Below are 22,476 nucleotides of genomic sequence, written 5' to 3'. Positions count from 1 at the left end.
CGGGAGCGACATGATCGAGGCGAGCCACATCGACGCGCTGAAAGCCATGCTCGGCGAGAAGGGCCTTCTCACTGCCGCCGCCGACATGGCCGCCTACGAGACAGGCGCGCGCTACGACAAGGGCCGCGCCGCCTTCGTCGCGCGGCCTGCCTCGACGGAGGAAACGTCCGCCGTGGTCGCCTATTGCGTGACGAACGGCATCGCGCTCATTCCGCAATCCGGCAATACCGGCCTCGTCTCCGGCTCGACGCCGGACGGAAGCGGAACGCAGGGCGTGCTCAGCCTTGACCGCCTCACCGCACCCTTTGAGCTGGACCGGGTGAACCGCACGGTGAAAACAGGCGCGGGCCTGCGCCTCTCCGACCTCAATGGCAAGCTGGAAGAAAGCGGCCTGTTCTTCCCGATCGATCTCGGCGCCGACCCGCGCCTCGGCGGCATGATCGCGACGAACACGGGCGGTTCGCGCTTCCTGCGCTATGGCGACGTGCGCCGCAACACGCTCGGCCTGACCGTCGTGCTCGCCGACGCGGCCGGCACGGTGCTCGACCTTTCTTCGGATCTGCGCAAGAACAACACCGGCATCGACTGGAAGCAGCTCTTCATCGGCACGTCAGGCGCCTTCGGCATCGTCACGGAATGCGTGCTGAACCTCGAACCGGTACCGAAACAGTCGGCGACCGCCCTGCTCGTTCCCGCTTCGGCCGAGCAGGTCGCGACCCTGCTCGTCGCCATGGAAGACGCGCTCGGCAGCTACCTTTCGGCCTTCGAGGGCATGTCCGGCAATGCGGTTCGCGCCGCGCTCGACCATGTGCCGTCGCTCCGAAACCCCTTTCAGGGCGGCATCGTGCCGGATTACGTGATCCTCGCGGAAATCTCCCGGTCCAGCCCACCGCGCGAGGGCGAGCAGCCGCTCGATGCGGCGCTGGAAGAGGTGCTGGCGGCGATCTGGGAACGGGCGGACGCGCCGCTCACTGATGCCTTCGTCGGTCCGCCGCACGAGATCTGGACGCTGCGCCATGCGCTGTCGGAGGGCGTGAAACATAGCGGGCGATTGATCGCCTTCGATCTGTCCTTCCGCCGGGGTGACGTCATGCCTTTCCTCGACCATATGAAGGCGGAGATGCCTGAGCATTTCGAGGACGTGACGATCTGCGACTTCGGCCATATCGGCGATGGTGGCGTGCACTTCAACCTCGTCGTCGCCAAGGACGATCCGCGGCTTGCCGATCCTGATTTCGAGGCGGACCTGCGCGACTGGGTCTTCACGGCGGCGGTCGAGCAGTTCGACGGCAGCTTCAGCGCCGAACACGCCATCGGCCGCAAGAACCAGGGTTTTTACGACCGGTACACGCCGGAAAAAATCCGCGCGCTGGCGGCGGGGCTGAAAGTCCTCACCTCACCCGGCCCGCTCGGCACCACCACTTTCTAGACGACGCGGCCCGCCGCGCGACGAACACCAGAGACAACGGAGAATGACGATGAGCAAGACCGTCGACGTCAAACAGGAAACCGCAACCCTTCTCGACAAGCTCGGCGTGCCGCGCGCCGCCTGGCAGGGCGGCAGCATGGCCTCCTACAGCCCGATCAGCGGCGAGGAGATCGCCCGCCTGCCGGTTACCGCCGATGCCGGCAAGGTCATCGACGCCGCGCATGAGGCCTTCAAGGCCTGGCGCCTCGTGCCGGCGCCGCGGCGCGGCGAGCTCGTGCGGCTGCTCGGCGAGGAACTGCGCGCCGCCAAGGCCGATCTCGGCCGCCTCGTCTCGATCGAGGCCGGCAAGATCACCTCGGAAGGCCTCGGCGAAGTGCAGGAAATGATCGACATCTGCGATTTCGCCGTCGGCCTCTCCCGCCAGCTCTACGGTCTGACGATCGCCACCGAGCGCCCCGGCCACCGCATGATGGAAACCTGGCACCCGCTCGGCGTCGTCGGCATCATCTCCGCCTTCAACTTCCCGGTCGCCGTCTGGTCCTGGAATGCCGCGCTGGCCCTCGTCGCCGGCAATTCCATCGTCTGGAAGCCCTCTGAAAAGACGCCGCTGACGGCGCTGGCCTCGCAGGCTATTTTTGATCGCGCCCTCGCCCGCTTCGGCGACGCGCCGGCAAACCTCAGCCAGGTCCTCATCGGCGACCGCGCCATCGGCGAGGCCCTCGTCGACAATGCCAAGATCGCGCTCGTCTCGGCCACCGGCTCCACCCGCATGGGCAGGGAGGTCGGCCCGCGTCTTGCCAAGCGCTTCGCCCGCTCGATCCTTGAACTCGGCGGCAACAATGCCGGCATCGTCTGCCCCTCGGCCGATCTCGACATGGCGCTGCGCGCGATTGCTTTTGGTGCGATGGGCACCGCCGGCCAGCGCTGCACCACGCTCCGCCGCCTCTTCGTACATGACAGCGTCTACGACGAGCTCGTTCCGCGCCTGAAGAAGGCCTATACGAGCGTGTCCGTCGGCAATCCGCTGGAGACCTCGGCACTCGTCGGCCCACTGGTCGACCGCCAAGCCTACGACGGCATGCAGAAGGCGCTGGAAGCCGCCAGGGTTGAAGGCGGCACTGTGACCGGCGGCGAGCGCGTCACCGCGGCCGGCAAGGACACGGCCTATTATGTGAAGCCCGCCATCGTCGAAATGCCGAAGCAGGCCGGCCCGGTTCTCGAAGAGACCTTCGCGCCGATCCTCTACGTCATGAAGTACTCCGACTTCGACAAGGCTCTGGAAGACCACAATGCGGTTGCCGCCGGCCTCTCCTCGTCGATCTTCACGCTGAACATGCAGGAAGCCGAGCGCTTCCTCTCGGTCGATGGCTCCGACTGCGGCATCGCCAATGTCAACATCGGCACCTCGGGTGCCGAAATCGGCGGCGCCTTCGGCGGCGAGAAGGAGACCGGCGGCGGCCGTGAATCCGGCTCCGACGCCTGGAAGGCCTATATGCGCCGCGCCACCAACACGGTGAACTATTCCAAGGCCCTGCCGCTCGCCCAGGGCGTCTCGTTCGACATCGAATAAGGGCGACATCGAGCAAACCGCCATGAACGACCAGAGCAAGATTGAGGAGGCGGGTTTTGCACCCGCCTCGCGCATCGCCGCCATCGGCGTCTCGAAAATCCTGCAGATCGGCGCCTGCGCGAGCGCCATGAAGAAGGACGGCCTGCCGGTCATCATCCTCGGCGCCGGCGAACCGGATTTCGACACTCCGGACAATGTGAAGGAAGCCGCCAAGGCCGCCATCGACCGCGGCGAGACGAAATACACCGCGCTCGACGGCACGCCGGACCTCAAGAAGGCGATCGCCGAAAAATTTCGGCGCGAAAACAACGTCGACTACGCGCTCGACGAAGTCACCGTCGCGACGGGCGCCAAGCAGATCCTGTTCAACGCCTTCATGGCGACGATCAATCCGGGCGACGAGGTGATCATCCCGACGCCCTACTGGACCTCCTATTCCGACATCGTGGAGATCTGCGGCGGCGTGCCGGTGCTGATCCCCTGCGATGCCGAAGCCGGTTTTCGCCTCAAGGCCGACCAGCTCGAAAAGGCGATCACGCCGAAAACCCGCTGGGTGCTCCTGAACTCGCCCTCCAACCCCTCGGGTGCTGCCTACAGCGAGGCCGACTACCGGCCGCTCATCGACGTGCTGCTCAGGCATCCGCATGTCTGGCTGATGGTCGACGACATGTACGAGCACATCGTCTATGACGGCTTCAAATTCGTCACCCCCGTCGCCATCGAGCCACGCCTGAAAAACCGGGCGCTGACGATCAACGGCGTCTCGAAAGCCTATGCCATGACCGGCTGGCGCATCGGCTATGCCGGCGGCCCGAAGGCGCTGATCAGAGCCATGGCGGTGATCCAGAGCCAGGCGACCTCCTGCCCCTCCTCCGTCAGTCAGGCCGCTTCTGTCGAGGCGCTGAACGGCCCGCAGGACTTCCTGAAGGACCGTCAGGCAGGCTTCAGGCACCGCCGCGACCGCGTCGTCTCGGCGCTGAACGCTATCCCCGGCCTCGCCTGCCGCGTGCCCGAAGGCGCGTTCTACACCTTCGCCGGCTGCGCCGGCGTGATCGGCAAGGTGACGCCTAGGGGCAAGCGCATCGACGCCGACAGCGACTTCACCGACTACCTGCTGGAAGACGCTCACGTTGCCGTCGTGCCCGGCTCCGCCTTCGGCCTCTCGCCCTTTTTCCGCATCTCCTACGCCACGTCGGAAGCGGAATTGTCCGAAGCGCTGCGGCGGATTGCTGAGGCTTGCGCAAGGCTCGCGTGAGCCGCGCCGGGAAAGCCCATCAAAAGAAAAGGGGCCTCGCGAGGCCCCCCAGTCTTATCGTCCGTGCCCTTGCCGGGCATCTCTCTTCCCCGCGGGGTTGACCGCAGATGCGTCAACGCCCCGGCGGGGCCGGGGCGCGTCGGCAGGTTCGAAGCTCGATCAGGCGGCGCGGGCGCCGTGCTGGTCCTGGGCGTAGTGGTGGCCGAAGCGGTTGGCGAGAAAGGTGGGAAGCGCGATCTCCTCCTGGCGGACGAAGCCCCTGGCGCGGAGCGAGCCGTCGGCCAGCATGTCGAGCACGGCGCAGATCGAGCCCGCCGTCGTGATCTGGATCGCCGAATGCATGCGGCCGGCGACCACGGCACTGTAGACCTTGTTGGCGTAGGTTTCCTGGATCAGGCGGCCGTCCTTGCGGCCGGAAACCGTCACGAAGATGATGACGACGTCCTGGGTGGTGGTCGGCAGGGCGTTCTCGAAAATGTCCTTCAGCACCTCGCGGCGGTGGCGCAGGCCGAGGTCGTTCAGGAGCGCCTTCATGATCGCGGCGTGGCCCGGATAGCGGATCGTCTTGTAGTTCAGCGTGCGCACCTTGCCCTTCAGTGTCTCGCAAAGCGTGCCGAGGCCGCCCGACGTGTTGAAGGCTTCATAGGTGACGCCGTCGAGCGAGAACTCTTCGCGCTCCTCGAGCGCCGGAACCTCGATCATCGCGCCCTCGACGATCGCCTCGCAGGGCTCGATATATTCGTTGATGACGCCGTCCGTGCTCCAGGTGAGATTGTAGTTGAGTGCATTGGACGGATATTGCGGCAGCGCGCCGACGCGCATGCGCACGCTTTCCAGCGTGTCGAAGCGGCTGGCGAGGTCGTTCGCGACGATCGAGATGAAGCCGGGCGCCAGGCCGCACTGCGGAATGAAGGCGGTCTTGGCGGTTTCCGCGATGCGCTTGACCTGGCGGGTGGATTCGACGTCCTCGGTCAGGTCGAGATAGTGCACGCCCGAATCGGCCGCCGCTTCGGCGATCGCCACCGTCAGGTGATAGGGCGCGGCGGAGAGCACGGCGAACTTTCCGGAGAGCAGGGCGCGGAGCGCCTTGCCGTCGGCGATGTCCACGACGACCGTCGAAACGGCGTCGTGGTTCTCGATCACGGCGAGCTGCTCGTCCGACCGGTCGGCGACGGTCACCCGGTAGTCCCCGCTATGGGCGAGCATCCGGGCGATGGTGGAGCCGATCTTGCCCGCGCCGATGACGACGATGTCTTTCATGCTGTTTCCCTCCGGCAGAATGATGTGTGTCATTTTGCCGTTGCTTGCTGTCGATTTACAGCTTCGTTTCAGGCATAATGTCCGATCATTATCGGCAGATAGACGAGTAAAATGGACAAAACGACGCTGAACGCCAAGGACCGGGACCTGCTGGCGATGCTTTCCGAGAACGCCCGCGCCTCGACGGCGACCATCGCGCGGCGGCTCGGCCTGTCACGCACCACGGTGCAGGCGAAGATCGAGCGGCTCGAACGGGACGGCGTCATCGCCGGCTACGGCGTGCGGCTCTCCGACGCCTATGAGAGCGGCCTCGTCAGGGCGCATGTGCTGATCACCATCGCGCCGAAGACGCTGGCGCGCATTACGGCGGAGCTCAGTGCGATTCTCGAGGTCAAGACGCTGCATTCGGTGAGCGGCACGTTCGACCTCATCGCGGTGGTGCAGGCCGCCTCGATCGCCGAACTCGATCACCTGATCGACCGGATCGGCGAGATCGACGGCGTCGAGCGCACGCTGTCGTCGATCATCCTGTCGACGCGGATCAGGCGGTAGAGCATTTCCAGCCGAAGCGAAATCGCTTCGGCGTCGGACAATGCGGCAAAACAGAACGCCAGAATATTCCGGTGATCCGGATTTCACCGGATACGCCAGCCGGCCGTCGCCGGTTCAGATGAGGAACCGTTCCGGCCGGTAGGGGCCGAGATTGACGACCGTGCGCTCGCCCAGCATCTTTTCGGCGAGCGCCCGGCCGGTGACGGGGCCGAGCGTCATGCCGTGATGGGCATGGCCGAAGGCGAACCACAGGCCGGAATGGCGCGGCGCCTTGCCGATGATCGGCATCATGTCCGGCGTGCAGGGCCGGGCGCCCATCCACGGCTCCTCGTCGCGCCGCTCGGCGAGCGGGAAGAATTCGCGCGCCACCTTTTCGGCGCGGCGCAGCTGCACCGGCGTCTTGCGCGTGTCGCGTTTGGCGAATTCGGCACCCGTCGTCAGCCGGATGCCCTTCAGCATCGGCGCCAGGAAATAGCCGCGCTCGGCGTCGAGCACCCAGTTGTTGAGCACCGCGCCCTCTTCCGAGCCGTAGTGCATGTGGTAGCCGCGCTTGACGGCGAGCGGGAAATGGTAGCCGAGCCGGCGGGTGACGGTATCCGCCCAGGGGCCGAGCGCGACGACGACGTCGCGCGCCTCGAGCGGCCCCTCCGGTGTGGCGACACGCCAGCCTTCGCCTTCGAGCACATGTTCGATCGTCGCGGCGTCGCCGGACTTCAGCTTGCCGCCGAGCGACTGGAAATAGCCGAGATAACGCTTCAGGAGGCTTTGGGGATCCTTGATCGACCACGGATCGGTCCAGCGCAACCCGCCCGTAAGCTCGGCGCGGATATGCGGTTCCATGACCTTCAGCTCGGCGGTCGTGAGCTTCTGGTGGTTGACGCCGAAACCCGCCGACAGCTTTTCCGCATCCGCGTAGGCCGCGTCGCGCTCCTTTTCGCTGCGGAACACCTTCATCCAGCCGTCCTTGCGGATAAGCTCCTCCGCCCCGGAGGCGGCGATCAGGTCGGCATGCTCGCTGATCGAGTTCTCGATCAGCGGCGCGTAAAGATGGGCGATGCTCTGGTGCTGCCGGAAGCCGGAGTGCCACCAGTAGCGGGCGAGGAACGGGATGATGCCGGGCACCGCCGAGAGATGGTAATGGGCGTCGATCGTGTTGTTCAGCGCATAGCGGAACAGCGCGCCGAAATCGTGCGGGAAACCGTAGGGGAAGACACCCTCGCGCTGGATGAGGCCGGCATTGCCGTAGGAGGTCTCCTCCGCCGGACCGCGCCGGTCGATGAGCACCACCTGCTTGCCGCGCCGCGCCAGATGGATCGCGGTCGATATTCCGACCACACCCGCGCCCAGTACGATGACGTCCGTCTTCATGCCAAAAGCCCTGTCTGTTGCCCCTGCGGGCATCAATGCACGGGCGTCCGGGCGAGCGCAAGGCGCTATCTACTGGCCGGCGAGGCGCAGCAGGTGCTCGATGGCGGACCGCTCGAAGCCGCCGATCCCCTCGCGGATGTCGAGATCGATGGCGGCGGCGACCGCGTCGGCGTCGCGCTTGCGCAGCGCCGCGATCGCCTCCTGGTGGCGGTCGACGAAATAGAGCTGGGCGACGTGCTCCATGGCGATGCCGAGGAAGGGGCCGAGCTGCAGCCAGACGCTTTCGACCATCGGCATGAGGATCTGGTCGGGATTGGCCGTGTAGAGCGTGCGGTGGAACTCCTGGTTCAGGAGCAGGGCGGTGGCGTTGTCCGCGCGGGCGATCGCCCCGTCCTGCGCCTGGTCGATCTCCGCCATGCGGTCGATCACCCGTTCGGTGACATGCGGCACGGCGCGCCGGGCGGCATGCTGCTCCAGCACCGAGCGCAAGGCAATGAGTTCGCCGAAGCGTTCGACCGTCATCTTCGGCACCATGATGCGCCGGTTGTCGAGCACCTTCAGCGCGCCTTCGGAGGAAAGCCGTCGCAACGCTTCGCGCACCGGGGTCGGGCTGCTTTCCATCGCCTCGGCGATGCCGCGGATGGTCAGCGATTCGCCCGGCCGGATCGAGCCGACCATGATCGCCTGCCTCAGCCGCCGGTGCGCATATTCATGCGTCGGCATGCCTTCCGGCCGGTCGAGCGGCTCCAGCGACAGATTGCGCAATCCCTTCCTCCTGAATGCCGCCGGCGAAGTGCGGTCCGAAGCGGGGTTCTATCAGCTTGACCGGCGACAAGAAAGTGTGCATATCTTTAGAATGTGATCACAAATATAATTATGTGATATGGAAAATGCAATGGCTGCGACGGACGATCTCGACTGGCTCATCAAGGGCGACAGCGTCGAAAGCATACAGGCTGTGGTCTGCGACCTGAACGGAATTCTGCGCGGCAAGCGCGTGCCCGTCGGCCAGGCGGAAAAGGTGCTGAAGGGCGGCATCCGCATGCCGCTCTCCATCGTCGGCGTTGATGTCTGGGGCGAGGACATCGTCGGCTCCTCCCATGTCTTCGCAAGCGGCGACATGGACGGCATCTGCAGCCCGACGGGACGCGGCGCCCTGCCGGTGAGTTGGACGCTGAAGCCCTCCGCCGTCGTGCCGCTCTGGCTCTTCAAGGAGAACGGCGAGCCCTTCCTCGCCGACCCGCGCCAGGCGCTCGCCCATATCGTCCGGCAGTATCACGACCTGGGGCTCAGGCCCGTCGTCGCCTCGGAGATGGAATTCTACCTGATCGACGCCGAGCCGGATCATGCCGAGCCGCCGATCTCGCCCTATACCGGCAAGCGGCTCGATTCCGACGCGATCCTGTCGATCGACGAACTCGACGATTTCGGCCAGTTCTTCTCCGACGTCTATGCGGAATGCGAACGGCAGAACGTGCCGGCGGATTCGGCCGTCGCCGAAAACGGCATCGGCCAGTTCGAGATCAACCTGATGCACACGGACGATCCGCTGAAGGCGGCCGACGACGCGCTGTTCTTCAAGCGCATCATCAAGGGCATCGCCCGCAAGCACGGTTTTGCCGCCACCTTCATGGCGAAACCCTACGGCATGCGCTCGGGCAGCGGCATGCACATGCATTTCAGCGTGATCGACGACGACGGCAACAACGTCTTCGACGACGGCACGCCGGAGGGTTCCGCCGTGCTGAAACACGCCGTGGCGGGCCTGACGCGCGGCATGGCGGAATCGACGCTGCTCTTTGCGCCGCATTTCAATTCCTACCGGCGGCTTCGTCCGGACACCCACGCGCCGACCTCCGTTTCCTGGGGATACGAGAACCGCACGGCGGCGATCCGCATTCCGGGCGGCGACAGCAAGGCGCGGCGCATCGAGCACCGCGTCGCCGGCGCCGACGCCAATCCCTATCTCGTCATGGCCGGCATCCTGGGCGCCGCCCTCGTCGGCATCCGCAACGCGTGGGAACCGCCGGCGCCCGTCTCCGGCCGCGCCTATCTCTCGCAACTGCCGCGCATTCCCAGCGAATGGGGCTCGGCGGTGACGGCCTTCGAGAACGGTCCGATCGTCTCGGAGATCTTCGACGCGGACCTGCGGTCGATGCTGATCGCCTGCAAGCGGCAGGAAATCGCCGGCTTCTCCGAACAGGTCACCGACTTCGAGTTCAGCGCCTATCTGGAAATCGTCTGATGTCAGCCAAGCCTTCCTATGCCGGCAACGGCGCCTATCCCGACAGCTACTACGCCGCCTCGCGCACCATCGTCCGCACGCTGAACGTGCTCGAAGGCGAGATCCAGGCGGATGTCGCGGTGCTGGGCGCCGGTTATTCCGGTCTCTCGACCGCCATCCATCTGGCCGAAAAGGGCTACAAGGTCGCCGTCGTCGAGGGTGCACGGGTCGGCTGGGGGGCTTCCGGCCGCAATGGCGGGCAGATCGTCAACGGCCTCAACGCCAGCCTCGACACGATCCGGCGGCGCTACGGCGAGGCGGCCGGCGCCTTCGTCGGCAGCCTCGTACAGGAGGGCGGCCGGATCATCCGCCGCCTCGTTTCCACCTACGGCATCGACTGCGACCTGAAGGACGGCAACATCTACGCCGCCTATACAGCGGCGCACATGAAGGATCTTGAGCACAAAAAGGCGCTCTGGAAGCGTTACGGCATGGACGACCACCAGCTTCTCGATCGCGAAGCGATGCGCAGGCTCGTCAACACCGACGCCTATGTCGGCGGCATGCTCGACACGACCGGCGGTCATATGCATCCGTTGAACCTGACGCTCGGCGAGGCGAAGGCGCTGGAATCGCTGGGCGGCACGATCTACGAGCAATCACCGGTGACGAAGGTCGAGCATGAGGCCGACAAGCCGGTGATTCATACGGCGAAGGGTCGCGTGACGGCCAATGTCGCGGTGCTCTGCGGCAATGCCTATCTCGGCCATGTCGTACCGAAACTCGTCTCCCGCGTCATGCCGGTCTCGACCCAGATGATGGCGACCGAGCCGCTCGGCCGCGAGCGGGCGCTGTCGCTCATCCCGAGCGACATGTGCGTCGAGGACGTGCGCTACATCCTCGACTATTTCCGTCTGTCGGCCGACAACCGCATGATCTTCGGCGGCGGCACCGTCTATGGCGGCACCGATCCGGCGGATGTGCGCGCCAAGCTCAGGCCAAACATGGAAAAGGTCTTCCCGTCGCTGAAGGGCGTGAAGATCGATCATGCCTGGAGCGGCAATTTCGCGCTCTCCTTCTCGCGCGTGCCGCAGATGGGCAGGATCGGCCGGAACACCTATTTCGCCCACGGCTACAGCGGCCACGGCGTCACCGGTTCGCATCTCTTCGGCAGGATCCTCAGCGAGGCGATCGACGGCGACCTTTCCCGCTTCAGCCAGTTCGAGAAACTGCCCTGGGTCCCCTTTCCGGGCGGGCGCCTGTTCCGCGCCCAGTACTCGACCATCGGTTCCTGGTGGTACCAGTTCAAGGACGCCTTCGGGTTGTAGGTGCCCGGCAGGCCTCCATTGGCACGACAACGGGGCCGGGCCGCCAAAGTCAGCCGCAGCAACAGGAGACATTTGCGGAAAAGTCGGTATGGACTGAGGCTCGTCCCTCTCGCTGTGCACGGCCCATGACATCTGCCATCAGTTTTCGCGAACGCATCGCCCTCTATGCCCTTCTGACCTCGTTGACCTCCGTCAGTATCGACGCGCTGTTGCCGGGGTTGCGCCAGATCGGCGAGGATCTCGGTGTCGCACCGCCGCTATCGACGCAGCACGTCATATCGCTCTTCATTTTCGGCATGGCGTTCGGCGAACTGCTCCTGGGGCCCTTGTCCGATGCGATGGGGCGCAAAAAGGCGCTCGTGCTCGGCCTCGCCGTCTATGCGGTCGGAACCGTCACTGCCATGCTGGCCGGATCGCTCGAAATGGTGATCCTTGGGCGGTTCCTCCAGGGCGTCGGCGTGTCCGGCCCGAAGATCGCGACGCGCGCCATGATCCGCGATCAGTTCGAGGGCGAGGCGATGGCGCGCGTCATGTCCTTCATGTTCACGCTCTTCATTCTCGTGCCGATGCTGGCCCCTGCCCTGGCACAGGGACTGATTTCCCTTGCGGGGTGGCGCGCCGTGTTCGGCGTCTATCTTGTCATTGCGATGCTTCTCGGTGTCTGGCTGGTGATGCGGCAGCCGGAAACACTGCCCGCCGACAGACGCATAGCCTTCCGGCCGAGGCTCATGGTCCGGAACGGCCGGCGCATCCTCTCCAAACGCCGCGTGGCGTTGCTGATCATCGCCACCGGGATCGTGTTCGGGGCGCAGCTTCTCTATCTCGGCACGGCCGCCGATTTGTTCTTTGACGTCTATGGAATAAAGGAAACCTTCCCCTTCTATTTCGCGGTGCTGGCCGCAGGGGTGGGACTTGCCTCCTTCCTCAACGCAAGGCTCGTGCAGCGCTTCGGCATGGATGCCATGGCGCGTGCCGCTTTCATGGGCCTGGCATCGGCGGGACTTCTGATGCTGATCGCGTCGACGCTCCTGGACGGCCGGCTGCCGCTTGTCGCGCTGATGGCGTTCGGGTTTGCGGCCTTCTTCGCCATCGGGGTGCTGTTCGGCAATCTCAACGCCATGGCGATGCGCTCTCTCGGCCAGGTCGCGGGCCTGGGCGCATCGTTGATCGCGTCGGGGTCGAGCCTCATTGCCACCCTGTTCGCTATCGGCCTGGGCAGTTTCTATGACGGTACGACCACGATACTGGCCACGGGTTTCTCCATCGCCGGCGTCAGTTCGCTCGTTCTGGCGGAGCTTGCGATACGGGCTGACAGCTCGCCGGTCGTGGCGGCTCGATAAGCAGAAACAGACGCCGGCGCGTATCGCGACGGGCGTTCGTCAGATCGCCCGGTCCGCGCGTGCCAGACCGTGTGCAACCAGGCGGTCGATGATTTCCGGGTAGCTGACGCCGCTTGCGGCCATCACCTTGGAATACATGCTGATGTCCGTGAAACCGGGGATGGTGTTGAGCTCGTTGACGAGGATCCGCATGTCCGACGTCAGGAAGAAGTCGGCGCGCGCCATGCCGTCGCATCCGAGCGCGCGAAACGCTCTTGCCGCAAGCGCCCGGATTTCGTCTTCGACCGCCTCGGACAAGTCGGCCGGCACCTTCAGCGCCGCACCGTCCTCGTCGATGTATTTGGCGTCATAGCTGTAGAAACCGTGGCTTTCCGCCGGGATGATCTCCCCGGTTCGCGACACGAACAGGACGCCGTCGGTATCCTCCAGCACGGCACATTCGATCTCGCGCCCGTGAATGAACGCCTCGGCCAGAAGCTTGCTGTCATGGCGGAAGCCTTCCGAGAGCGCTGCCGCGTAGTCCGATGCGGTCGCGACCTTGCTGACCCCGACCGAGGAACCCTGGCGGGCGGGTTTGATGAAGACGGGCAGACCGAGCGCATGTTCAAGCGCATCGAAGCGTGGCGCTGCGTCGCGATGGATCGTGATTGACTGCGCAGCCGCAATGCCGGCCTCGTTGAACAGTCGCTTGGCAATGTCCTTGTCGAGTGCGTTGGCGGAGCCGAGGATGCCGCACCCTGCAAGCGGCACGCACGCCACTTCGGCAAGCCCCTGCACGGCGCCGTCTTCGCCGTGAAGCCCATGCAGGACGGGAAAGAGGATGTCGATCCCCGGCACTTCGTAGGGGGCGTCATCTGCGGGAAGGGCGATGGCCCGCCCATGTCCGCCGGGCAGCAGGCAGAGTTCCGTACCGCTCGACGGCGTTGCAAGCCTGCCGCCCTCGAAGGCGCTCAACAGCCAGCGCCCCTCGCGGGTGACGAAAATCGGGATGGCGTCGTATTTCGCCGGAGCCAGCGCATTCATGACGTTGGTCGCCGACAGCACCGAAACGTCATGCTCTGCCGAGCGCCCGCCAAACAACACACCAATACGCAATTTCTTCGAAGTATCGAGCATGAACGTCCTTCCAACCTGAACGGTCGCAAAACTGCCGATCAAAGCGCCGATTTTGCGGCCGCTGTTCGGGATATCGCAACGATCGCTTTCGCGGCGGCCTTCCGGACCGGATCGCCTCGACATTCCCGGCAGCCCGCACGCGGGACATTTCACCTGGCCCGGACGGTCGACAAGGGGACGGACGTCAGCCCATGCGCTCGGACTTGTAGGAACCCGGGCTCGGCGGGAAGACGATCGTCTTGTTGCCGTTCATGAAGACGCGGTGGTGGATATGGGCGTGCACGGCGCGGGCGAGCACCTGGCTCTCCACGTCGCGGCCGATCGAGACATAGTCGTCCCCCGACTGCGCATGGGTGATGCGCGCGACGTCCTGCTCGATGATCGGGCCTTCGTCGAGATCCTCGGTGACGTAGTGCGCCGTGGCGCCGATGAGCTTCACGCCGCGCTCGTAGGCCTGCTTGTAGGGGTTTGCACCCTTGAAGGAGGGCAGGAAGGAGTGGTGGATGTTGATGATGCGTCCCGACATTTTCTTGCAGACGGCGTCGGAGAGCACCTGCATGTAGCGGGCGAGCACGATGAGGTCGGCGCCGGACTGCTCGACGACTTCCATCAGCCGGGCTTCGGCCTGCGGCTTGTTCTCCCTCGTCACCTTGATGTGGTAGAAGGGAATGTCGTGGTTGACGATGACCTTCTGGTAGTCGAAGTGGTTGGAGACGACGCCGACGATGTCGATCGGCAGCGCGCCGATCTTCCAGCGGTAGAGCAGGTCGTTGAGGCAGTGGCCGAAGCGCGACACCATGAGCAGCACCTTCATGCGCTCCTCGCTGTCATGCACCTGCCAGGTCATGGCGAAGGTCTCGGCGACCGGCGCAAGACCCTTCTCGATCGCGGCCTGGTCCGCCTTCTCCTCGGAAATGAAGGTCAGGCGCATGAAGAAGAGGCCCGTTTCCAGGTCGTCGAACTGCGAGCTGTCGATGATGTTGCAACCGAGGCCCGCGAGACAACCCGTCACGGCGGCGACGATGCCGCGGGTCGACTGGCAGGTGATGGTCAGGACATAGCTCTTCATCGGTTCCACTCTCGCTGTCGGCTGGCCGGCGCCTCTTGCGGCGGGCGCGGCGGTTTCTTCTCTCCGCTTCCGTCGGGAAGCACGCTGGTATCTCAGGCGTCCGGCGGCTTGGCAAGCCCCGGACGAGCGATCGGAAGGCTATGCTTCGGACGGGCGGCCCGCGCATCGGTTCGCGACATGCAATGAACCGAAAGAGGCACCGCCTCGCTCACAGAACCCGGACGCGTGTGCCCCGCCGCAGGTGCGGCATGAGCCGCCGCATGTCGGACAGGCTGATCGCGACGCAGCCGGCGGTCGGCTGGTAGCCGGGACGGATGAGGTGGAAGAAGATCGCCGAGCCGCGGCCGCGGGAGCGCGCGGTGATGTTCCAGTCCAGGACGAGGCAGATGTCGTAGAGCCCGTCCGCCCGCGCCATCTCCTCGTGGCTTGCCCGGAACGGCGTGCGCACCAGGCTGTTATAGGCGGGATGGGACGGCGCATCGCACCAGAGCATGTCGGACCTGATGCGGCGGATCGGCAGCGGCGTCGACAGGAAACGGACGCGCTCGCCGCGGCTGAAGCCGTAGAGCAGCTTCATCGTCGCGATCGGCGTCGCGCCGTCGCCCTCGCGCTTGCGGGCCGTCGTGCCGCTCCGGCCGATCGCCGCGCGCAGCCGCAGCGGCCCGAGCGAAACAGTGGCGTCCTGCGGCCGGCCGGGCCGGCGCCGCACCACGATCGTCGTTGTTCCGGTCCTGCCCGCCGTTCCAGCCACTCTCGCTCCGCTCACGGTGATTTGCCTTGTCCGTGAACATCAAGCAAAGCATAGCGGCCTTGGCAAGCGGCGCCAGAATGGGCATGCCCTTGCGAAAACTGCGATATGGCTTAGTTTCAGGGAAAAGCCCGAGAGGTCCCCATGACATCGAGAACCATCCTCATCGTCGACGACGACAGCGACCTGCGCGAGACGCTGGTCGAACAGCTCGAACTCTACGAGGAATTCTCGATCCTGCAGGAAGGCAGCGCCGCGAAGGCGATCCAGACCGTGCGGGGGGGGCAGATCGACCTCCTCATCATGGATGTCGGCCTGCCTGACATGGACGGGCGCGAGGCCGTGAAACTGCTGCGCAAGGGCGGCTTCAAGGCGCCGATCATCATGCTGACCGGCCATGACACCGATTCCGACACGATCCTCGGGCTGGAAGCGGGCGCCAACGACTATGTGACGAAGCCCTTCCGCTTCGCCGTGCTGCTGGCCCGCATCCGCGCGCAGCTGCGACAGCACGAAAACAGCGAGGACGCCACCTTCACGGTCGGTCCCTATACCTTCAAGCCGGGCCAGAAGCTGCTGACGATGGACAACGGCCAGAAGATCCGCCTCACCGAAAAGGAAGCGGCGATCATCCGCTATCTCTACCGCGCCGACCAGAAGGTGGTCACCCGCGACGTGCTGCTCGAGGAGGTGTGGGGCTACAATTCCGGCGTCACCACCCATACGCTGGAGACGCATGTCTATCGTCTTCGCCAGAAGATCGAGCGCGACCCTTCCAATGCGGAAATTCTCGTGACAGAGAACGGCGGTTACAAGATCGTGCCGTAGATTCGAGGAGCGCCGCTTGGCTCTCAGTGACGACATCGCCCTGTTCGCGCGCGTCCCGCTTTTCGCGGGCCTGTCGGACGACAAGCTGCGGCTGATGGCCTTCGGCGCCGAGCGCCGGCGCGTGGTTGAGGGCCAGACGCTGTTCCGCGAGGGCAGCGCCGCCGACTGCGGTTTCGTCGTGGCGTCGGGGTCGTTCCGGCTGACCGTGACGCTTCGCGACGGCAGCCTGCGCGACGAGGGGGTGGCGGGCGCCGGCATCCTGTTGTCCGAACTCGCCATGGTCTCGCCGGTCGAGCGCAAATATACGGCGACGGCGGTGGAGGACAGCGAGGTCATCCGCATCAACCGGCCGCTCTTCCGGCGCATGCTGGAGGAATATCCGGAGGTCGCGGTGCTGGTCGACCAGCGCATCCGGGCGAATCTCGCGGAGATGATCGGCGGGGCGGGGCGGCTTGCCGGCCGCTTTGCCTGACGGCCCTGTATCGGCGAAGAGGTCGGTATCAGACGTCGAACGTCGCGACGACCGGCACGTGGTCGGAAGGCCGCTCCCAGCCGCGCGCCTCGCGCAGCACCTTGATGTCGGCAAGGTGGGGCTCGAGGTCGGCGGAAGACCAGATATGGTCGAGCCGGCGGCCCTTGTCGGCGGCCTGCCAGTCCTGTGAGCGGTAGCTCCACCAGGTATAGAGCTTCTGGTCGGCCGGCACCCTGCGGCGCATCAGGTCCACCCAGGCCCCCTTCGTCATGACGTCGATCAGCCCCTCCGTCTCGACCGGCGTATGGCTGACGATCTTCAGCAGTTGCCTGTGCGACCAGACGTCGTGTTCCAGCGGCGCGATGTTGAGATCGCCGACGAGGATCGAGGAAATGCCGGCCTCGGCTTCGGCATGCAGCTCTTTCATCTCCTCGATGAAATCGAGCTTGTGGCCGAATTTCGGGTTGATCGTGCGGTCCGGTTCGTCGCCGCCGGCCGGCACGTAGAAATTATGCAGCCGGATCGCCCTGCCGCGGTGCCGGAAGACCACGGAAATGTGCCGGGCGTCGCCGACGCCGCAATAGTCGCGCCGCTCGACGAGTTCCGTCAGCGGCAGGCGGGAGACGGTCGCGACGCCGTGGTATCCCTTCTGGCCGTGGATGACGATGTGCTCGTAGCCGAGCGCCTTCAGCGGTTTCGCCGGAAACTGGTCGTTCGGGCACTTCGTCTCCTGCAGGCACAGGATGTCGGGACCGTGGTCCTTCAGGAAGCGCTCCACCAGCGGCATGCGCAGCCGCACGGAATTGATGTTCCAGGTCGCGATCGAAAGTGCCATGCCGTTCTTCCCGTTGTCGGTGCCGGCATGCTCTTAGCCGATACGGGCGGCGAGCGGAATGCGCAATCGTGCGGGGGGGGCATGGCCGGCAGGTGCCGGCCGGGGCCGTCAGTTCCTGTTGCGCACTTCGTCGTAGGGGATCTCGAAGACCCGTTTGTCGAGGTCGACGCCGGTCTGCACGTTGAAGATCATGACGGAGGTGTCCTTGCCCTGGGCGTCGGTGATCGTCCACTGGCGGAGATCGAAGGTCTTGGGGTCGAACATCATGGTGATGGTGGAATCGCCGAACAGGCTCTTGTCGCCGAGCACGATCGTCGTCAGATCCGGTTCCTCCTTCACGTCGCGCACCATCTTGGCCGACAGGTCGATCCTCTCGCTCAGCAGCAGGTTGAGCGGCGTCTTGGACAGCGGATAGAGATCCCAGGTCTTGAGCTTCATGTTGCCGATGACGACGGCCTTGCCGTCGGCGATCACGCGCATCGGCGAGGGCTGCTCGTAGTTGAAGCGGATCTTGCCCGGCCGGTCGATATAGAACTTGCCGCCCGTCTGCTCGCCGCGCGGGCCGAACTGCACGAACTCGCCCATCATTGTCTTCACCGAGGAGAAGTGATCGGCGATCTTCTGCGCGGTGCTGCTGACCTGTGCTTCGGCCCCGGACGGCACCAGGGTCGACAGGCCGCCGGCCAGCACGAAGGCCGCGAGCGTCACGACGCTGCGACGGGTCAGGCCGGCGCTGTGAAGAGGTGCGGCCCGGTCGACCGAATCGGTTCTCAACATGTCGAACTCCTTCATTAGGCTCTCATGCGTGTGAAGTGCGGCGCCTTCAAGGCGCCTCGCACCGTGCCGGCGCGGCCCGCGCGCAACGGTTCCGCCGCCCTCCGGTTCCGCCGTCAGCGGCCGGAAATCTCGTCCTCGACGGGCACGAGGATTTCGCGTTTTCCGGCATGGTTGGCCGGACCGATCAGCCCCTCCTGCTCCATGCGCTCGATCAGCGACGCGGCCCGGTTGTAGCCGATGCCGAGGCGCCGCTGGATGTAGGAGGTCGAGGCCTTGCCGTCGCGCAGCACGACGGCGACGGCCTGGTCGTAAGGATCGTCGGAATCCTCGAAGCTTGCGCCTCCGGCAGGCCCGGCGCCGCCTTCGCCGTCCTCGTCGTCGTCCTCGGTGATCGCATCGAGATATTGCGGCACGCCTTGCGTCTTCAGGTGCGCAACGACGGCCTCCACCTCCGTGTCGGAGACGAAGGGGCCGTGCACGCGCTGGATGCGTCCGCCGCCGGCCATATAGAGCATGTCGCCCATGCCGAGCAGCTGTTCCGCACCCTGCTCGCCGAGGATGGTGCGGCTGTCGATCTTCGAGGTCACCTGGAAGGAGATGCGCGTCGGGAAGTTCGCCTTGATCGTGCCGGTGATCACGTCGACCGACGGGCGCTGCGTTGCCATGATGACGTGGATGCCGGCGGCGCGCGCCATCTGGGCGAGCCGCTGCACGGCGCCCTCGATGTCCTTGCCGGCCACCATCATCAGGTCGGCCATCTCGTCTATGATGACGACGATATAGGGCATCGGCTGAAGATCGAATTCCTCGGTCTCGTACATCGCCTCGCCGGTCTGGCGGTCGAAGCCGGTCTGCACGGTGCGGGTGATCGCCTCGCCCTTGGCAAGCGCCTGCTCGACGCGGCCGTTGAAGCCGTCGATGTTGCGCACGCCGATCTTCGACATCTTCTTGTAGCGCTCCTCCATCTCGCGCACCGTCCATTTGAGCGCGACGACGGCCTTCTTCGGATCGGTGACGACGGGCGAGAGCAGGTGCGGGATGCCGTCATAGACGGAGAGTTCCAGCATCTTCGGGTCGATCATGATGAGGCGGCACTGCTCGGGCGTCATGCGGTAGAGCAGCGACAGGATGAAGGTGTTGATCGCGACCGACTTGCCCGAGCCGGTGGTGCCGGCAACGAGCAGATGCGGCATCTTGGCGATGTCGGTGATCACCGGCTCGCCGCCGATCGTCTTGCCGAGCGCCATGGCGAGCTTGGCCTTGCTCGTCTCGAAGTCGCGGCTGCCGATCATTTCGCGGAGATAGACGGTCTCGCGGCTCTGGTTCGGCAGTTCGATGCCGATGGCGTTGCGGCCCGGCACGACGGCGACGCGTGCAGCGATCGCGCTCATCGAGCGGGCGATGTCGTCGGCAAGGCCGATGACGCGGGAGGACTTGATGCCGGGTGCGGGCTCCAGTTCGTAGAGGGTGACGACGGGGCCGGGACGGACGTGGATGATCTCGCCCTTGACGCCGAAATCTTCCAGCACGCCCTCCAGCATGCGGGCGTTCTGCTCGAGCGCATCCGGCGAAAGCGTCGCGTCACGCGCCACGTTCCTCGGTTCGGCGAGCAGGTGCAGCGGCGGGAGCTCGAAGCCGCCGGCTTCGGCGACGAACGACGTCTGGGCCTCGCGCTCGATCCGCTGGCCCGGACGGGGTTTCGCGGCCGGCGCCACGACACGCGGCGAGGCGCCGGGCAGGGCGGGCCGCGGCGGCGCCTTTCTCGGCGCCCAGTCGGCGGCCGGGTCGTCGTCCTCGTCCGGCAGGATGCCGTCCGGCCGCGGCAGGAGGTAGTCGTCCATATTGAAGTCGACGCCGTCCTCGCCGGGATCGAAATCCGGCTCGTGACGGCCGGCGACGCGGCGTGCCTGCGGTTCGAGCGAGGGCTCGACGCGTCCCGCGCGGGCGGCGGGAGCGGAACGGCCGGTGGCGCTGCCCTGCGGCGCGTAGACATCTTCGTTGAAATCGAAGGGCTGTTCGACGGCCCGGCGCCTGCCCGGCCGTCCGCTCGCGCCGAACAGGCGCCGCATGCGGGCGCTGCCGGTGTACCAGGCATGCGTGAGAGCGCCGACCGCCAGCATCAGCGGCCCGTCCGAATCGTCCTCCTCGTCGCCGGGAATGGTGCGCGCGCGGCTTTCGACAGGGGGGGCGACGGCCGGCTCCTCGTCCTCGTCGATGTCGTGCGCACCGATCAGCCCGGCGCTGAAGATCAGCATCCAAAGCGCCGGAACGGCGACGAGGCCGCCGAGCACCAGGCCGACGACGCCCGCCGGATAGGCGCCGATGAAGAGCGCCGGCAGGCGCATGATCATGTCGCCGAAGACGCCGCCGAGGCCGTTCGGCAGCGGCCAGGTCACGGTGGGCGGCACGCAGCTCAGCGCGGCGGACGCGAGCACCGAGCCGCCGAACCAGGCGGCGGCGCGCTGCGGAATGCGGCCGAAGCGCTTGCCGCCGATGAGCACGAGGCCCCAGGCGACGACCGGCAGCAGCGCGATGACGCTGCCAAGCCCGAAGAACTGCATGAAGAGGTCGGCGAAGACCGCGCCGGGATAACCGAGGATGTTGGTGGGCGTGCCGCCGGAGGCGTAGGACAGACTCGGGTCCGAGACGTTCCAGGTCGACAGCGCGGCGATCGCGAGCGCCAGCATGCCGAAAAGGACAAGGCCGAGGAGCGACTGCACCTGGCGCCAGACGAAGGCGGACAAGATGAACCGGTCGGACCGGTTGTCCAGGAGTGCCGAAGTGCTTCTGCCCATGAAAGTCAGCCCGTGTGCGTTCGATCGGGAGAGCCCGGCACCGTGCGGTGTCGGGGCATGCTCGAACCGAATCGTACCAAGCCAACGCTTAATGTCGTGTTAACCATGGTGCCCGACAGGACGGTTCTCCACCGGGCACCGGGCAAAAAAAGGGCCCGGGCGGGAAGCCCGGGCCAAATGCGGCATATTCATCATATGACCGCGACGGGACGTTGAGCGGCGGCACCCTTCGGGAGGTGCCGCCGCGAAGCGCTTAGGAGTGGTATGCGGCTTCGCCGTGCGACGACAGGTCGAGACCCTCGCGTTCGGCTTCGACCGAGACACGCAGGCCGACGATGGCGTCCACGACCTTGTAGAGGATGGCGGAGACGACGCCGCACCAGACGATCGTGATGAGGACGGCGACGATCTGCGTGTAGGTCTGCGCGGCGATCGAGAAGTCCTCGGCGCCCGTGCCGCCAAGCGACGGCGCGGTGAAGATGCCGGTACCGACAGCGCCGATGATGCCGCCGATGCCGTGGACGCCGAAGACGTCCGCGGTGTCGTCGTAGCCGAACTTGTTCTTGATCGTCGAGCAGAAGAAGTAGCAGATCGGAGCGGCGATGAGGCCGAGAACGATCGCACCCATCGGGCCGACGGAGCCGGCTGCCGGCGTGACGACGACGAGACCGGCGATCATGCCGGATGCCGCGCCGAGCATCGACGCCTTGCCGCGGGTGAAGGTTTCAGCCAGGCACCAGGCGACGATCGCGCCGGCCGTTGCCAGGAAGGTGTTGACGGTCGCGAGAACCGCACCGCCGGAGGCCTCCAGGTTGGAACCGGCGTTGAAGCCGAACCAGCCGAACCACAGCATGGCGGCACCCACCAGGGTGAGCGTCATGGAGTGGGGCGCCATCATGTCCTTGCCGAAGCCCGTGCGCTTGCCGACGAGGATCGCGCCGATCAGACCGGCGACACCGGCATTGATGTGCACGACCGTGCCGCCTGCGAAGTCGAGGGCGCCCATGCCGAAGATCAGGCCGTTGGCATCCCAGACCATGTGGGCGATCGGGAAGTAGACGAAGGTTGCCCACAGGACGGCGAAGAGCACGGCGGCCGAGAACTTGATGCGCTCGGCAAAGGCACCGATGATCAGCGCCGGCGTGATCGCCGCGAAGGTCATCTGGAACAGGATGAAGAGATATTCCGGGATGACGACGCCGTCGCTGAAGGTCGCAGCGGTGCTGTCAACGGTGACGCCCGACAGGAACAGCTTGGCGAAGCCGCCGAAATAGGCGTTCGTCGAGCCGCCGAAGGCGAAGGAATAGCCGTAGACGACCCAGACGATCATCATCGCGGCACCGATGACGGTGCACTGCATCAGCACCGACAGCATGTTCTTGGCGCGGACGAGGCCGCCGTAGAACAGGCCGAGGCCGGGGACGAGCATGAAGAGCACGAGAAGCGTCGTGATGTACATGAAGACCGTATCGGCCTTGTCCGGGACCGGGGCGGCTGCCACAGCCTCGGC

The 22,476-nt window shown here is 65.8% G+C and carries 19 protein-coding genes; 9 read left to right on the top strand and 10 right to left on the bottom strand.

What is annotated here, in order from left to right; all coding sequences use genetic code 11:
* Nucleotides 1-10: 10 nt before the first annotated feature.
* From LXM94_RS11960 to LXM94_RS11950, 3 genes are read left to right on the top strand one after another with little or no spacing between them, the layout of a single operon-like run.
* On the top strand, nt 11-1,429 hold the full coding sequence (locus tag LXM94_RS11960; RefSeq protein ID WP_235771579.1) for an FAD-binding oxidoreductase: 1,419 nt from the start codon (nt 11-13) through the stop codon (nt 1,427-1,429).
* 49 nt (nt 1,430-1,478) lie between these two features.
* Entirely contained in the window at nt 1,479-2,999 is a 1,521-nt protein-coding gene (amaB, locus tag LXM94_RS11955; RefSeq protein WP_408015629.1) for an L-piperidine-6-carboxylate dehydrogenase, read from the top strand.
* Between the two features lie 22 nt (nt 3,000-3,021).
* A complete protein-coding gene (locus tag LXM94_RS11950; RefSeq protein WP_235771576.1) occupies nt 3,022-4,254 on the top strand; it encodes a pyridoxal phosphate-dependent aminotransferase in 1,233 nt (410 codons plus the stop codon).
* Between the two features lie 159 nt (nt 4,255-4,413).
* On the opposite strand, the gene LXM94_RS11945 is transcribed toward LXM94_RS11950, so the two are convergent.
* Nucleotides 4,414-5,514, bottom strand: a complete 1,101-nt coding sequence (locus LXM94_RS11945) for a saccharopine dehydrogenase family protein (RefSeq protein ID WP_235771575.1) — start codon at nt 5,512-5,514, stop codon at nt 4,414-4,416.
* 111 nt (nt 5,515-5,625) lie between these two features.
* On the opposite strand from LXM94_RS11945, the gene LXM94_RS11940 reads away from it, so the two are divergent.
* Nucleotides 5,626-6,066 (top strand): Lrp/AsnC family transcriptional regulator, encoded by a 441-nt coding sequence (locus tag LXM94_RS11940; protein ID WP_235771573.1) that lies wholly within the window; start codon nt 5,626-5,628, stop codon nt 6,064-6,066.
* Nucleotides 6,067-6,180: 114 nt separating this feature from the next.
* Here LXM94_RS11940 and LXM94_RS11935 read toward each other — a convergent pair whose 3' ends face one another.
* Together LXM94_RS11935 and LXM94_RS11930 are read right to left on the bottom strand one after the other, a co-directional pair.
* Nucleotides 6,181-7,434 carry an NAD(P)/FAD-dependent oxidoreductase gene (locus tag LXM94_RS11935; protein WP_235771572.1) on the bottom strand — a complete coding sequence of 418 codons (1,254 nt, stop codon included), beginning with the start codon at nt 7,432-7,434 and terminating at the stop codon, nt 6,181-6,183.
* Between the two features lie 69 nt (nt 7,435-7,503).
* A complete protein-coding gene (locus tag LXM94_RS11930) occupies nt 7,504-8,157 on the bottom strand; it encodes a GntR family transcriptional regulator (RefSeq protein WP_408015631.1) in 654 nt (217 codons plus the stop codon).
* A gap of 172 nt (nt 8,158-8,329) precedes the next feature.
* Here LXM94_RS11930 and LXM94_RS11925 point away from each other — a divergent pair, with 172 nt between their 5' ends.
* The 3 genes from LXM94_RS11925 (at nt 8,330) to LXM94_RS11915 (ending at nt 12,326) form a co-directional block, all read left to right on the top strand.
* A complete protein-coding gene (locus tag LXM94_RS11925; RefSeq protein WP_235771568.1) occupies nt 8,330-9,679 on the top strand; it encodes a glutamine synthetase family protein in 1,350 nt (449 codons plus the stop codon).
* The gene (locus LXM94_RS11920; RefSeq protein WP_408015628.1) at nt 9,679-10,986 is read left to right on the top strand and encodes an NAD(P)/FAD-dependent oxidoreductase; all 1,308 of its coding nucleotides are present in this window, start codon (nt 9,679-9,681) and stop codon (nt 10,984-10,986) included. Before LXM94_RS11925 ends, LXM94_RS11920 begins: the two co-directional genes overlap by 1 nt.
* Nucleotides 10,987-11,111: 125 nt before the next feature.
* Nucleotides 11,112-12,326: a multidrug effflux MFS transporter gene (locus LXM94_RS11915; protein ID WP_235771566.1), complete on the top strand. Its 1,215-nt coding sequence runs from the start codon at nt 11,112-11,114 to the stop codon at nt 12,324-12,326.
* A gap of 39 nt (nt 12,327-12,365) precedes the next feature.
* On the opposite strand, the gene LXM94_RS11910 is transcribed toward LXM94_RS11915, so the two are convergent.
* From LXM94_RS11910 to LXM94_RS11900, 3 genes are all read right to left on the bottom strand, one after another.
* Nucleotides 12,366-13,442, bottom strand: a complete 1,077-nt coding sequence (locus LXM94_RS11910; RefSeq protein WP_235771564.1) for a D-alanine--D-alanine ligase family protein — start codon at nt 13,440-13,442, stop codon at nt 12,366-12,368.
* A 184-nt stretch (nt 13,443-13,626) separates the two neighbouring features.
* Nucleotides 13,627-14,511: a formyltetrahydrofolate deformylase gene (gene purU / locus LXM94_RS11905; RefSeq protein ID WP_235771563.1), complete on the bottom strand. Its 885-nt coding sequence runs from the start codon at nt 14,509-14,511 to the stop codon at nt 13,627-13,629.
* A 208-nt stretch (nt 14,512-14,719) separates the two neighbouring features.
* Nucleotides 14,720-15,262 (bottom strand): L,D-transpeptidase family protein, encoded by a 543-nt coding sequence (locus LXM94_RS11900; RefSeq protein WP_235771561.1) that lies wholly within the window; start codon nt 15,260-15,262, stop codon nt 14,720-14,722.
* A gap of 141 nt (nt 15,263-15,403) precedes the next feature.
* On the opposite strand from LXM94_RS11900, the gene LXM94_RS11895 reads away from it, so the two are divergent.
* Both LXM94_RS11895 and LXM94_RS11890 read left to right on the top strand, forming a co-directional pair.
* Nucleotides 15,404-16,087 carry a response regulator transcription factor gene (locus LXM94_RS11895; RefSeq protein ID WP_235771559.1) on the top strand — a complete coding sequence of 228 codons (684 nt, stop codon included), beginning with the start codon at nt 15,404-15,406 and terminating at the stop codon, nt 16,085-16,087.
* Nucleotides 16,088-16,103: 16 nt separating this feature from the next.
* Nucleotides 16,104-16,559 (top strand): cyclic nucleotide-binding domain-containing protein, encoded by a 456-nt coding sequence (locus tag LXM94_RS11890; RefSeq protein WP_235771558.1) that lies wholly within the window; start codon nt 16,104-16,106, stop codon nt 16,557-16,559.
* A gap of 28 nt (nt 16,560-16,587) precedes the next feature.
* On the opposite strand, the gene LXM94_RS11885 is transcribed toward LXM94_RS11890, so the two are convergent.
* The 4 genes from LXM94_RS11885 to LXM94_RS11870 form a co-directional block, all read right to left on the bottom strand.
* Nucleotides 16,588-17,394, bottom strand: a complete 807-nt coding sequence (locus LXM94_RS11885; RefSeq protein WP_235771557.1) for an exodeoxyribonuclease III — start codon at nt 17,392-17,394, stop codon at nt 16,588-16,590.
* Between the two features lie 108 nt (nt 17,395-17,502).
* Nucleotides 17,503-18,171: an outer membrane lipoprotein carrier protein LolA gene (locus LXM94_RS11880; protein ID WP_235771556.1), complete on the bottom strand. Its 669-nt coding sequence runs from the start codon at nt 18,169-18,171 to the stop codon at nt 17,503-17,505.
* 113 nt (nt 18,172-18,284) lie between these two features.
* Nucleotides 18,285-20,966, bottom strand: a complete 2,682-nt coding sequence (locus LXM94_RS11875; RefSeq protein WP_235771555.1) for an FtsK/SpoIIIE family DNA translocase — start codon at nt 20,964-20,966, stop codon at nt 18,285-18,287.
* A 253-nt stretch (nt 20,967-21,219) separates the two neighbouring features.
* Nucleotides 21,220-22,476 (bottom strand): ammonium transporter (locus LXM94_RS11870; RefSeq protein ID WP_268965101.1); only part of this gene is annotated, 1,257 nt, incomplete at its 5' end.

Source organism: Rhizobium alarense (assembly GCF_021555155.1).
GTDB classification, from domain to species: domain Bacteria; phylum Pseudomonadota; class Alphaproteobacteria; order Rhizobiales; family Rhizobiaceae; genus Rhizobium_D; species Rhizobium_D alarense.
Note: the sequence above shows the minus strand (reverse complement) of the source record. Positions and strands in the feature narration are given on the sequence as shown.